Annotated in this window: 15 protein-coding genes; 11 read left to right on the top strand and 4 right to left on the bottom strand. The window is 40.4% G+C overall.

What is annotated here, in order from left to right; genetic code table 11:
• Positions 1-7 precede the first annotated feature (7 nt).
• Genes ACX17N_RS13390 through ACX17N_RS13380 form a run of 3 tightly spaced genes read left to right on the top strand, consistent with a single transcriptional unit; the run spans position 8 to position 3,452 of the window.
• Entirely contained in the window at positions 8-541 is a 534-nt protein-coding gene (locus tag ACX17N_RS13390; protein ID WP_458893067.1) for a hypothetical protein, read from the top strand.
• Positions 541-2,958: a hypothetical protein gene (locus tag ACX17N_RS13385; protein WP_458893066.1), complete on the top strand. Its 2,418-nt coding sequence runs from the start codon at positions 541-543 to the stop codon at positions 2,956-2,958. The genes ACX17N_RS13390 and ACX17N_RS13385 overlap by 1 nt, the downstream gene beginning before the upstream one ends.
• Before the next feature lie 2 nt (positions 2,959-2,960).
• Positions 2,961-3,452, top strand: a complete 492-nt coding sequence (locus ACX17N_RS13380; RefSeq protein WP_458893065.1) for a hypothetical protein — start codon at positions 2,961-2,963, stop codon at positions 3,450-3,452.
• A gap of 342 nt (positions 3,453-3,794) precedes the next feature.
• On the opposite strand, the gene ACX17N_RS13375 is transcribed toward ACX17N_RS13380, so the two are convergent.
• Positions 3,795-4,709: a Dyp-type peroxidase gene (locus ACX17N_RS13375; RefSeq protein WP_458893064.1), complete on the bottom strand. Its 915-nt coding sequence runs from the start codon at positions 4,707-4,709 to the stop codon at positions 3,795-3,797.
• 165 nt (positions 4,710-4,874) lie between these two features.
• Here ACX17N_RS13375 and ACX17N_RS13370 point away from each other — a divergent pair, with 165 nt between their 5' ends.
• Positions 4,875-5,498: a LysE family transporter gene (locus ACX17N_RS13370; protein ID WP_458893063.1), complete on the top strand. Its 624-nt coding sequence runs from the start codon at positions 4,875-4,877 to the stop codon at positions 5,496-5,498.
• 38 nt (positions 5,499-5,536) lie between these two features.
• Here ACX17N_RS13370 and znuB read toward each other — a convergent pair whose 3' ends face one another.
• The 3 genes from znuB to ACX17N_RS13355 are packed head-to-tail and all read right to left on the bottom strand — an operon-like array spanning position 5,537 to position 7,602.
• Positions 5,537-6,337, bottom strand: coding sequence for a zinc ABC transporter permease subunit ZnuB (gene znuB, locus ACX17N_RS13365; RefSeq protein ID WP_458893062.1), 801 nt, complete (start codon positions 6,335-6,337; stop codon positions 5,537-5,539).
• A 3-nt stretch (positions 6,338-6,340) separates the two neighbouring features.
• Positions 6,341-7,132 (bottom strand): zinc ABC transporter ATP-binding protein ZnuC, encoded by a 792-nt coding sequence (znuC, locus tag ACX17N_RS13360; RefSeq protein ID WP_458893061.1) that lies wholly within the window; start codon positions 7,130-7,132, stop codon positions 6,341-6,343.
• Positions 7,105-7,602, bottom strand: a complete 498-nt coding sequence (locus ACX17N_RS13355) for a transcriptional repressor (RefSeq protein WP_458893060.1) — start codon at positions 7,600-7,602, stop codon at positions 7,105-7,107. The genes znuC and ACX17N_RS13355 overlap by 28 nt, the downstream gene beginning before the upstream one ends.
• Positions 7,603-7,740: 138 nt before the next feature.
• Between ACX17N_RS13355 and ACX17N_RS13350 the strand changes: the two genes are divergently transcribed.
• The 7 genes from ACX17N_RS13350 (at position 7,741) to atpA (ending at position 13,102) form a co-directional block, all read left to right on the top strand.
• Positions 7,741-8,580, top strand: coding sequence for a metal ABC transporter solute-binding protein, Zn/Mn family (locus ACX17N_RS13350; protein WP_458893059.1), 840 nt, complete (start codon positions 7,741-7,743; stop codon positions 8,578-8,580).
• Positions 8,581-8,750: 170 nt separating this feature from the next.
• Positions 8,751-9,149 (top strand): ATP synthase subunit I, encoded by a 399-nt coding sequence (locus ACX17N_RS13345; RefSeq protein WP_458893058.1) that lies wholly within the window; start codon positions 8,751-8,753, stop codon positions 9,147-9,149.
• A gap of 102 nt (positions 9,150-9,251) precedes the next feature.
• Complete coding sequence (gene atpB / locus ACX17N_RS13340; RefSeq protein WP_100242265.1) at positions 9,252-10,127, top strand: F0F1 ATP synthase subunit A; 876 nt, start codon at positions 9,252-9,254, stop codon at positions 10,125-10,127.
• Positions 10,128-10,211: 84 nt separating this feature from the next.
• On the top strand, positions 10,212-10,457 hold the full coding sequence (atpE, locus tag ACX17N_RS13335) for a F0F1 ATP synthase subunit C (protein WP_000424060.1): 246 nt from the start codon (positions 10,212-10,214) through the stop codon (positions 10,455-10,457).
• Positions 10,458-10,495: 38 nt separating this feature from the next.
• Positions 10,496-10,966: a F0F1 ATP synthase subunit B gene (locus ACX17N_RS13330; protein WP_458893057.1), complete on the top strand. Its 471-nt coding sequence runs from the start codon at positions 10,496-10,498 to the stop codon at positions 10,964-10,966.
• 12 nt (positions 10,967-10,978) lie between these two features.
• The gene (locus tag ACX17N_RS13325; protein ID WP_458893056.1) at positions 10,979-11,515 is read left to right on the top strand and encodes a F0F1 ATP synthase subunit delta; all 537 of its coding nucleotides are present in this window, start codon (positions 10,979-10,981) and stop codon (positions 11,513-11,515) included.
• Between the two features lie 42 nt (positions 11,516-11,557).
• The gene (gene atpA / locus ACX17N_RS13320) at positions 11,558-13,102 is read left to right on the top strand and encodes a F0F1 ATP synthase subunit alpha (protein WP_458893055.1); all 1,545 of its coding nucleotides are present in this window, start codon (positions 11,558-11,560) and stop codon (positions 13,100-13,102) included.

The raw sequence follows: 13,102 nt of genomic DNA, 5'->3' as shown, positions 1-13,102 counted from the left end.
TTTAATAATGAAAACTGTAAATATAATGATTGGTGCATGTATTTTGCTAAATAGTATAAATTTACATGCAGAGGGTGCCAAAGAATGTATGAAATATTGGAGCGAGCCAGCAGTACAAGTGATTGTATTAGAGGATGTTCAGTGTCCTGATATATGGGAAGATAACTTTAATAAAGAAAACAAAAAAATAGCAAAAAAAATTGGCTTTGATTTAAAAGATAAAAATTGGACATCTACAGGAACATGTAACCATGTTCAGTATAAAAATAAAAATTATTATATTTATTGGGCGGAAATGAAACATAATAAAACTGATCTTATCATGATTTATAATGATATTAATTCATTCGCATATTCAAGAGAAATAGATCGAAAAAAAATTAAAGGTGGGTTTAGAAAAGAAGATTCCGTAGATGTGAATTTATCTTGTAGTAAAGTTGGAGAAGATGCAAATATTGTATCAGCTTTAAATGGGTATTTATTCAAAGAAACATCTATTAGTAATATTTCTAAATATAAGATTCATGACAGGTTTAAGTAATGAAAAAGACTATAAAATTTCAAGATGGATCGGTACAAGATTTTGAATTAAATAGAAATGGATTTATACAGGCTGTTAGCTATAAGGAATCAAGTGCTGATTTGAAACTAAGCTTAAACCACAAATCGAATATAATAGCAGCAGCCAAAAAAAGCTCAGGAGGATATCGTGGTTTTTTTCAAATGGGAGAGTCTGCATTATTTGAAACTGGATACTATTTAGGAGATTTAGGTGTAGATTTTAGAAAGCTAAACCCAGAGAAAGAGAAGCAAAGAATAAATACGATTAGGGCAACTTTTGATAAAAATGACTGGAAAGGGGAGTGGTCAGGTAAGAATGGAATTCATTCTTTCAATGATTTTCTTACAAAGCCTGAATTACAATTAATGGCAGTGAGTGATTGGATAAATTTTTTATGTAAACGTATGCAGATATTAAATTTCAATCAATATTATGGGAAAATTATTAATGGGGTTGAGGTAACTGAATCGGGAGCAATAGCTAGTGCACATTTAATGGGTGAAGGAGGACTAGCAACTTTTCTTGGCTCACCTGTATTTAAGATAAAATCTGCTGTATCGGATGGGCTTGGAACACATATTTCTTCATACTTATCAATGTTCGGTGGTTTTGATTTAGAAAGCTGTTGCAAAAGAAAAATTTATATTACTCTAAAAGATAGTTCAGGCTTAGAATTAAAAAATAAAGAAGTAACGATTATTTCTAAAAACAATGGTAAATATATTTCAGGAGAAACAAGAGTTAAGGTTAAGAGTGATGAGAATGGTAACCTTCCTGTTATTGTTAGAAACCCAAATACAGAAATAAAAATTGTGGCTGATGGCAAAGAGTCGAACAGTATTATTCAAAAAGCAAATGAAAAACAAAAAGCAACTTTAAGTGATTTCAAAGTTACAAGTCATTCAGCAACTTTAGAGACAGATAGTACGCCTCAACCGAGACCTCAGGTTAATAAAACACCTCAAGAAGTAAGAAATGAACAAAGACAATCCTCGAAATCTCAAGAGGCAAATGTAATTCCTGCATCTAAAGATGTGAATTTTAATATTGAAATAGTCGAGGGCGATTCCGGTAAAGCAATCTCTAATATGAATTTTTTTCTTACCTATAAAGGTAATATTAAAAAGCATACAGCTGATAGTCGTGGGATTAAGCAAGGGGTTAATGCGGAGGAAGGGCAAGATATTGAGGTTTCAGTAGAAGGTGATGGACAGAAACAGGTAATTCATCATTTTCAAGTTAGCGCCGCATTGAAAAATAAAACAATTAAAGTGAAGCTTCCTGTACATTCTTTTAATATTTCAGTAACTCAAGATGATAAAATTGTCCCAAATACATTGTTTAGTCTCTTTTATCGAGGCCGAGAAATACCGAAAAGAACAAATAATCGTGGTGTAATAAATGTGCGAATGTTAACGGGTTTTGTTTATGGCTTTGGTATAAAGGGTAAAAGTTTAGTTTTGAGCCGTGTTGAAAAATCTAAACCTATGCAGCTCTTCACAGTAAATGATAGTACTATTAAAGCTTCTAAATTGTATGAAGTTGCAAATGCAAAGCGTAAGCAGGCCGAAGATCTAAAAAAGCAACAACAGCAGAAAGAAGCTCAGGAAAAGAAAGCAAAAGAAGAAGCAGAAAAAGCAAAAACTGAGGCAGATAAGAAGAATCAAACGAAGCAAAATAATACGTATACTGAAAGTGGAGGAAAGCCATTAACAACGGTAAGTAATCAATCACCGCCAACAAGTGATACGACTCGATATCATATTTATCATGATGGAAAAATCAAAAGAGAGAATAAAGCTGCAACTGGTTTTGCTGAGTTCATTTATTATGACCAGAATGGTAAGACTCATAATTTAGGGAAATCTAAATTTGTTAAAGCACCTATGCGTAAAGCAGGAAATGAGGTTATCTCTGGGAGTTGTTATCTCATTGATTTTACAAAGCATGGCTCTTATAAGAGTGGAAATATTGGATATAAATGGTTTATGACAGGAGGGAATATTAGATTTTATTTAAATGGTATTACCATGTCAGGAGTTCTTGGTACATTCATGAGTCTCGGTTATGAGGAATACCCAAGTTCAGGAGGAAGCCTTATTGATGGCAGTTCACAGGCACCAAGTGTTACACATCGTAATGGTGAAGCATGTGATTTTAGATACATAGGAAAAAAGAATGCACATAGAGCGAAAGCAATTTGGACACAAAATAATGATTATGATGAACAACGGAATATTACTCTAGTTCGTGAATTAAGAAAGTTTGGTTTTACAGTGTTTTATACTCAGGATGGTTATAGTAAGAAACCCAAAATATCAGGCACAAGCTATGCAAATAATCATTACCACCATTTACATATTGGCGCATGCTTGCCCAAAACTGAGGATATTTAATAATGTATAAACTATGTATTTTCCCTTTATTTTTTATCTTGATAGCATGTAATGTCAAAGAAGAAACAAAAATAGTTGATAATAATTTTTTATTAAATAGTTTATTGTCTGAATTTAAAAATATGGATATCGGTGAAGATTACATTAAGTTGGAAAAAGAAGGCCTTGTAAAGCAAGTGGATGATACAGAAATTATCGATAATTGTTTGTATGCAGAAAATAAGGATGAAAATATTAGCTATTTGGTCTTTGATAATAAGCTTTCTACTGCTTCATATCAAAAATCTGCATTTAAGGGACTTTCTGTTGAAGATTTAAAATCTAAGGTTAAAGACTTAATTTTGGTGAAAAGTGCATATGATGAAAATACATACTATTTGCAGCACCAATTTGACAATAATAATGGTGTTAAATTTTATATTGTTGAGAATAGGGTAGCAGAGGTTACATATGGAACACTTGATAAATTGAAATATCAAGAGGGATGTTCATGAGAACATCTTTTTAAATATCAATTTTTTGAAATGTGTATTATGAATGATTTTTTTGTTATCGCTATGCTTAACTTTGGTAGCATTATACTCCCTAGGAGTAGTGAATGGACTAACCCAAGACATAATAATCATCTTCATTTACAGGGTTTATCATTAACATTTAATAAGGATGAATGATATGAGATTTATATTTGTTTTATTTTCAATAGCTTTTAGTGCGTGTGGCTATTCCAAAGCTATTTCTGATAAAAAAATTACTTGGATTTTAACTAAATTCAATTAAATGTATTATTTTTTAATAGGTTAAATGAAGCCGACTTCAGTCGGCTTGAATCTTTTATCTTATAAAACCTCTTCCAACAACTCTTCACTTGGTGCAAAGAAGTAAGCACCATCTACTGCAGTCACAAAATGCAGTAAGCGGTCATGAATGCCATCACCCGTTGTGCCAAACATGTGCTCTAGCATGTCATCAATAATGGCAAGATTTTTGGTATAGGCAATAAAGAACAGTCCTTGTTCACCTTTACCATCTCCATAAGGTAAAGAGTGACGCAGAATTTCCATTTCTTCGCCTTCATCATCTTCAATCACGACACGCGCAATATGCGCATTTTCTGGTTTGACATCATCGTCCATTTCAATGCTTTCAAGCTTGGAACGCCCCATGACACTTTCTTGCGCGTCCACTTTCAGTTGCTTCCATTTCTCTAAATCATGTACATAACGTTGTGCAAACACGAAAGAACCATCTTTGAAAATTCCTGCATCTTCACCCAATAGGGCTGTTTCAGCACGGTCATCAGGGAATTGCGGGTTTTCAGTGCCATCAATAAAGCCCGTCAAATCCCGACCATCAAAATAGCGGAAGCAAACACGCTCGTCTAGAACCTCAACTTTATCCTGAATACCGTCAAAAAAGGCTTGGCTCAAGGTAAAGCAAATATCACTGCGTTGAGCGGCAATATGAATTAGCACATCCGCAGGTACGGCAGGCATCTCAAACGCACCTTGAATTGGATTCAGTTGCTTAAATCCAGCAGGAGACTGATTGTAAAGTTTTGCCCAAAGTTCAGGACCAAAGGCAACAGCTGTTTTAATTTCAGCATTGTGGTGCTGAGTGATTAAACGATCACGCGTATTCAGTAAATCTTCGATCTTGTCTTTCAGCTCAGACAGGCTTAAATCTTTTAAGCGCAATACGATAAAGCGGGCATGATCTGAAGGTAAGGGTAAAATTACTGATTGTGCGGTCATTTATAGCTCCTTTGATTTTTATTCAATATGTGGCTGGGTTTATTGTGCCTGATCAATCTTGGGCTGAATAGCCTAATGCGCATTATTCTTGGATTGAGCATTTCTCAGCACATATAAAGTGTGAATAGTCATATAATACATTGTCTAGGTTGGGATGGTACGGTGATGTCTTTTCAGGTTTGGGTAGCGTTTATGTTGGCATGCTGGGTGATTAGTGTTTCACCTGGAGCGGGTGCAATTGCCTCGATGTCGAGTGGCTTAAACTATGGATTTCGTCGCGGTTACTGGAATGCAATTGGTTTACAGTTGGCATTACTGGTACAGATTGGCATTGTTGCTGCTGGAGTAGGAGTGCTTTTTGCTACGACGCCTTGGGCATTTTTCGTCGTGAAATGGTTTGGTGTGGGTTATTTATTGTATTTGGCTTATCTGCAATGGAAAGCTCCTGTACAGTCGATTGATATTAAAGCAGAACAACAAGTCGTGAAATCGGTTCCTAAATTGGTGGCTTATGGCTTCTTGGTCAATATGAGCAACCCGAAAGCAATTGTTTTTTTATTGGCAGTCTTGCCGCAGTTTTTGGATTTGTCTCAACCACAATGGATGCAATATGTGGTGATGGCGGTGACTATGATCAGTATCGATTTGATTGTAATGGCAGGTTATACCGGCTTGGCAGCTAAAGTACTAAAACTACTGAAATCACCAAAACAGCAAAAGTACATGAATCGTACTTTTGCGGTGTTATTTAGCTGTGCAGCGGGTTTGTTAAGTCTGGTGCATCAATAACAATAACTTTTGGCTAAATTGTGCGAAGAGTGGCTGAATTAAGCCATTTTACGGACTTTTTGTAGCGTAAAAATCAGCGCAAAGACCAAAGCCATACACAAGACAATACTTAAACCTGTTGGGGTGTTGAGTGCTGCACTGGACCATAAGCCGACACTTACTCCCAATTGAGCCATCACAAAGGCCCAAATCACCATTTGTTTAGGTGAGTGTGCAAGCAAGCGTGCGGTTAAAGCAGGAATCACCAGTAAGGCCCCCATCAATAATGAACCCACTGCGCGTAAGGCCAGTACGGTAAAGACCGCAAGCAGTAACATAAATACGAGGCGTTGCCATTTAGCATTAATGCCTTCACTAATCGCAATATCGGGATCAATCGCAATTTGAATTTGGGCTTTCCAGTATTTGCACAGCACTGCAAGTGCAAGCACAATCACAATGGCAAATATCGGGAGATCAGCCCAAGCAATAGTGAGTAAGTCCCCAAATAAATAGCTGAGTAATTCGGGTCTTAAGCTGGGTAAATGTTGAATGAGCATTAAACCTGCACACAGCAGGGTCGCGGAGCAGAGGGCTAACAGGGCATCATTGGGTAAACGAGGATCATGTAACACCCATAAGATGGCGACCAGCATAAATGCCAACAAGCTAACACCTACCCAAAACGGCAAGCTGAGTGCTCCTGCAATTGCAACGCCCAGCAAGGTGCCATGCGCCATGGTGTCGGCAAAGAAAGACATGCGACGCCAAAGCATTAGGCAGCCCAAAGGGGCGGTTAAAAACACCAATAACGTTCCCATGATCCAAGCAGGTAATAGTAGATCTAACCATTCCATCATCTATTAGGCTTCCGGTTCGGGGTGAATATGTGGGCGAGGGTCATGTTGGCAAGCCGTTGCACTGTCTCCATGGGCACAGTGATCATGATGGTGTTGATACAAGACCCGGTTGCTACCAAAAATAGCTTGGTATTCGGGATGTTGTTGAATATTTTCTGGCAGACCGCTACAGCAGATATGCTTGTTTAAACATACTACGCGTTGTGTGCCTTGCATCACCCATTGCAGGTCATGTGAGACCATCAGGACTGCGCACTGATATTTTTCAGGCAGGCTGCGGACATAGTCATACAGTTCGGCTTCAGATTGAATATCCAGCCCTTGCATCGGCTCATCTAAGACCAAAATATCAGGTTGGCGCAAAAGGGCACGGGCTAAAAGTACCCGTTGACGTTCGCCGCCCGAAAGTTGCTGGACTTTGGAATTCTGGAGTTTGGCAATGCCCGTATCTTGAATAATTTCTTGTTTAATGTCGGCAGGGCAGGGCTCAAGCTCGAGTAAATCCTTGACACGCAGGGGTAAGCTATGTGATGGGTTAAACTTTTGCGGGACGTATGAAAATTTGAGTTTACGCGCAGACTGGATGCGGCCAGCATTCGGCTTAAGAATACCGAGTAGCACTTTAATCAGGGTTGATTTGCCTGCACCATTTGGCCCAATCAGGGTCACAATTTCACGTTCATGCAGGCTAAAGTCAATCTGTTTCAGAATATCGCGGTCATCGATCCGGACACTAATTTGCTCCAGCGTAATCAGTGTCGGTGTGTTTAATTCGCTTGGCTGCAATTCTGACATTTTCCAGAAATCTCAATAATGCTGTGTTGTGCAGTGAAATGGTCGGAAGCGGCTAAGGCATCTAGCTGTTGCAATAGGCCTTCAGAAGAGGCTTCTTTCACAATATGGCATTCGGTACAAATCAAAAATGCCGCTTGATGCCCTTCACGAGGATGGCAACAGGGAATATAGGCATTAATTGACGTCAGACGGTGGATTAAACCTTTTTCTAGGAGAAAATCTAAGGTGCGATAAACCGTTGGTGGTGCAGCAGGGCGGTCTGACTCACTTTTAATTTTAGCCAATAAGTCATAAGCACCCATTGGACCATGGGCGGTCAAAATGAGCTCTAATACTTCTTTACGCAATGGGGTTAAGCGCGCGCCAGTCGCTGCACAGAGACTTTCTGCTTCAGCAAGGCGTGTTGCAACATTATGATGATCGTGCACGCCATGTAATGCATTGTGGTGTTCGTGCGAACATAAGCTCATAGCAACCTCAGTTCGGGCTTAAAATAGAATATTTGACACAAAATTTTAACATGAACCGCCTTAAGTTACGATTAGACGTAGGTATTTTTGTTCAATTGTTATATTATAACATCTGATCGAATTTGGTATCTTTGCTTCATGTCCCGTATCTTTGCATTTTGCTTGCTGTCTATCCTGAGTACTGTCGGGTGGACACAAAGTCTAGTGGTTTCAACACATCCTTTATACTTGATTGCGCAGGAAGTCACGCGTGGCGTAGAGCAGCCTGTGTTGCTTTTGCAAAATCAGACGGGGCATGATGTGTCTTTAACCCCGGCCCATCGCAAAGCGATTCAAGATGCAGATTTGGTGATTTGGCTGGGTAAGGCGCATGAAGCACCGCTGGATAAATTACTGCACAATAATCCCAAAGCAGTTTCCATTCTTTCTTCGGGGCTGGTCAAAACTATGCCACAGCGCAGTACACGCGGAACACCGCTCGCCAATACCGTGGATACCCATGTATGGTTAGATCCGAATAATGCTGTGCGAATAGGTTTTTTTATTGCGGCATTACGTTCGCAGCAGCAACCACAGTATCGTGACAAGTATTGGCACAATGCACAGGGGTTTGCTAAACAGATGTTTAGTACAGCACAGAAATTCCAAAATAAAGCGACTGTTCAACCTTATTGGGCCTATCACGATGCCTATCAGTATCTAGAGCAGCCTTTGCATTTGCGGTTGGCAGGATCCATGACCGATGATCCACATATTGCTCCGACGCTGGCGCAAATTAAATATTTGAATGATCATCGCAGTCAAAAGAAAATGTGTCTATTGGCAGAGTCTCATGCCAGTGCCAATCAGTATCAAAAACTACAGCCGATTGTGTTTCAAGCCGTTGACGAAAGCCTAACAGGCGAGAGTAACTTTATCTCGGCATGGTCAGATTTGGCGCAGCAGGTCAAAAATTGTGTATTAACTGCACGTCAATGAAGCGAAAGTAATCAATAATTAATCAGTTGCTAGACATTTGTTGTATGGAAAAAAACTCGACTTAGGTCGGGAAATGATTGCATGTTCAGGGGTGTAACTCTATAATGCCTGCGATTAAAAACGATCATCAGCTAAACTTGTCAAGCATTTATGCTGTGAGTGGATAAATAATGAGCCGAACTAGTCGCTTGATTGACCGACGATTAGCGAAAGCATTAGTCATCTTACAAGCATGTATGATTCCTGTGTCAGCCTTGCTGGCGTGGGCTGTGAAAGATGCAACAGCTGCTTTAAGTGCCGCACTTGGTGCAGGCGTATGTTGGCTTGCGAGTTGTTATTTTTCGTGGCAGTCGTTTCGAGCTGCAGGAGCGAGAGCATCCAAACAGGTACTATCAAATATGTACCGGGGGATGATGGGCAAGTTTGCGATTGTGATCGTCGGATTTATTTTAATTTTAAGCAATGTCCAGCCGTTATCTCCGGCGGCGTTGTTTTGTGGTTTTATACTCGTTCAGACCATGTCGTGGGTCGCTCCTTTTTGGGTGTCACGTCTACAAAAACGAGTTTAAGCGCAGCTAAATTGAAAAGTTTTTTTGGAGATAAGCGAGATATCGCGAAGCATGTGATATTCGCTTACTCTATTTGTATTTGACATTGACCAGGTGTGATTTATGGCTGCTGAAGAACATGCCCTTACTTCGACCGAGTATATCAAGCATCACTTGACCAATATGACCTATGGCAAAATGCCAGACGGTACGTGGAAATTGGCTGAGAACGGTGCTGAAGCTCAACAGATGGGGTTCACTGCTATTCACTTGGATTCAATGGGTTGGTCAATTGGCCTTGGTGTCATTTTCTGTTTGTTGTTCTGGATTGTAGCGAAAGCTGCAAACTCTGGTGTTCCTACCAAGTTCCAGTCTGCAATTGAAATGATCATTGAGTTTGTTGACTCAAGTGTTCGTGACACTTTCCATGGCAAATCACGCTTAATTGCTCCGCTAGCTTTAACCATCTTCGTGTGGATTTTCCTCATGAACTTGATGGATTTGATTCCTGTTGACTGGATTCCTTATGTAGCTCAGCACGTTGGCGCAAGCGTATTTGGTATGGATCCACACCACGTTTACTTCAAGATCGTTCCATCTACAGATCCTAACATTACCCTTGGTATGTCTTTATCTGTATTTGTGCTCATCTTGTTCTACAGCATCCGTGAAAAAGGTGTTGGCGGTTTCGTTGGTGAATTGGCACTTAACCCATTTAACCCAAGTAATCCAGTTGCAAAAGCGTTGCTTATTCCTGTGAACTTAATTCTGGAATTAGTAACTTTCCTTGCACGACCAATTTCATTGGCTCTACGACTATTCGGTAACATGTATGCAGGTGAGTTAATCTTCATCTTAATCGCGTTACTACCGTTCTGGATCCAGTGGGCGTTGTCTGTGCCTTGGGCGATCTTCCACATTCTTGTTATTACGTTACAAGCGTTCATTTTCATGATGCTGACTATCGTATACTTGAGCATGGCAAGCGAAAAACATTAATGGTATTGCCTAACTATCACCGGATGGTTGGGCTTAAAATTTTTTACTTTAATTTGGTATAAACCTAACCTCTGAGGAATTATCATGGAACTCACTTTAGGTCTAGTTGCAATTGCATCTGCTATCTTGATCGCTTTCGGTGCTTTAGGTACTGCGATTGGTTTTGGTCTTTTAGGCGGTCGCTTCCTTGAAGCTGTTGCTCGTCAACCAGAATTGGCTCCACAACTTCAAACTCGTATGTTCTTAATCGCGGGTCTTCTTGATGCTGTGCCTATGATCGGTGTTGGTATTGGCTTGTTCTTCATCTTCGCTAATCCATTTGTAGGTTAATCAGCTTAATTCCTAAATTAAACTATTGAGGAATAGCAATGAATATCAACCTCACATTGATTGGCCAAGCAATTGCATTTGCGATCTTTGTCGCATTCTGCATGAAGTTTGTATGGCCACCACTAATCAATGCGATTAGTGAGCGTCAGCGTAAAATCGCTGATGGCTTAAATGCTGCTGAAAAAGCTAAAGCTGACCTTGCTGATGCGCAAGCACAAGTTAAGGCAGAATTAGACGCAGCTAAAGCACAAGCGGCTCTATTGATCGAACAAGCGAACCGTCGTGCAGCACAATTGGTAGAAGAAGCTCGTACTCAAGCTGCTGCTGAAGGTGAGCGTATTCGTCAACAAGCGAAAGAAGCTGTTGATACAGAAATCAATTCTGCTCGCGAAGAATTACGTCAACAAGTTGCTGCCTTGGCAGTTACTGGTGCGGAGAAAATCCTTAACCAGCAAGTTGATGCAGAAGCTCACAATGCCATGCTTACTCAGCTGGCTGCTAAACTTTAAGCGAGGCGGAATATGGCTGAACTCTTGACGTTGGCTCGCCCATACGCAAAAGCAGCATTTGCTTACGCATCTGAGCAACATGCAACTGACAACTGGTCAAATGCATTACAAGTGCTTAGTGCTGCGGTACAAGACGAAGCATTTTCAGCTTATTTAAATCGCCCTGAGCTTACTCCTGCTGAGCAGGTCAGTATTTTCGCAAAAGTATTAGGCGAAGACCAAACTGCAGCAGTGTCAAACTTTTTGACATTGCTTGCTGAAAACGATCGTTTGGTTCTTCTTCCTGAAATCGCTGCAGAATACGAACAGCTCAAATCACAGAATAACAATACTGTGGATGTTGTGATTGAATCAGCATTCCCTATGACTTCTGTTCAAGAACAATTACTTGTCCATGCATTAGAGAAAAAATTCGAAGCAGCAGTAAATGTAACTGTAGAAGTTAACCCTGCGCTCATTGCAGGTGTTGTTATTCGTGCAGGCGACCAAGTGATAGATGATTCTGCGCTTAACAAGCTTGAAAAAATGCGGACTCGTCTTCTTGCTTAACCGCAAAAAGACTGAACTATTAAAAGATTGAGGTATAGCGCAATGCAACAACTGAATCCATCCGAGATCAGTGCGCTCATTAAACAGCGTATCGGCGATCTGGACACCAGCGCGACCGCTAAAAACGAAGGTACCATTGTTATGGTATCCGACGGTATTGTGCGCATTCACGGCCTTGCTGATGCAATGTACGGTGAAATGATCGAATTCGACGGCGGCTTATTTGGTATGGCACTGAACCTAGAACAGGATTCAGTGGGTGCCGTTGTTTTAGGTAACTACTTAAGCCTTCAAGAAGGTCAAAAAGCTCGTTGCACAGGTCGTGTATTAGAAGTTCCGGTTGGTCCTGAACTTCTTGGCCGTGTCGTAGACGCTTTGGGTAATCCGATTGATGGTAAAGGCCCTATTGATGCAAAACTTACTGATGCTGTTGAAAAAGTAGCACCAGGCGTAATTTGGCGTCAATCAGTAGACCAACCTGTACAAACTGGTTATAAATCAGTTGATACAATGATTCCTGTTGGTCGTGGTCAACGTGAGTTGATCATTGGTGACCGCCAAACTGGTAAAACAGCTATGGCGATCGATGCGATCATCGCTCAGAAAAATTCTGGCATTAAATGTGTATACGTAGCTATTGGTCAAAAACAATCGACTATCGCTAACGTAGTACGCAAGCTAGAAGAAACTGGCGCTATGGCGTATACAACTGTTGTTGCTGCTGCTGCTGCTGATCCAGCTGCTATGCAGTACTTAGCTCCGTACTCGGGCTGTACAATGGGTGAATACTTCCGTGATCGCGGTGAAGATGCACTTATCATTTATGATGATTTGTCTAAGCAAGCTGTTGCTTACCGTCAAATCTCATTATTGTTACGTCGTCCACCAGGTCGTGAAGCGTATCCAGGTGACGTATTCTATCTACACTCACGTTTATTAGAACGTGCTTCACGTGTATCTGCTGACTACGTTGAGCAATTCACTAAAGGTGAAGTTAAAGGCCAAACTGGTTCATTAACTGCATTACCGATTATTGAAACTCAAGCGGGTGACGTATCTGCATTCGTACCAACGAACGTAATTTCGATTACTGACGGTCAGATCTTCTTGGAAACTTCATTATTCAATGCTGGTATCCGTCCTGCTGTAAACGCAGGTATTTCGGTATCGCGTGTTGGTGGTGCTGCTCAAACTAAGATCATCAAGAAATTGTCAGGTGGTATCCGTACCGCTCTTGCACAATACCGTGAATTGGCTGCGTTTGCTCAGTTCGCTTCTGACCTTGACGAAGCAACTCGTAAACAACTTGAACACGGTCAACGTGTAACTGAGTTAATGAAGCAAAAACAATATGCTCCTTACTCAATTGCTGACCAAGCTGTTTCAGTTTATGCATCTAACGAAGGTTACATGACTGACGTTGAAGTGAAGAAAATCGTAGACTTTGATACTGCGTTAATTGCTTACTTCCGTTCTGAACATGCTGCGTTAATGCAAAATATCGATGCTACTGGTGATTTCAACAAAGACATCGAAGCTGAAATTAAAGCAGGTATTGAGAAATTCAAAGCGACTCAAACTTACTAA

The organism is Acinetobacter sp. GXMZU3951 (assembly GCF_054457875.1).
Note: the sequence above shows the minus strand (reverse complement) of the source record. Positions and strands in the feature narration are given on the sequence as shown.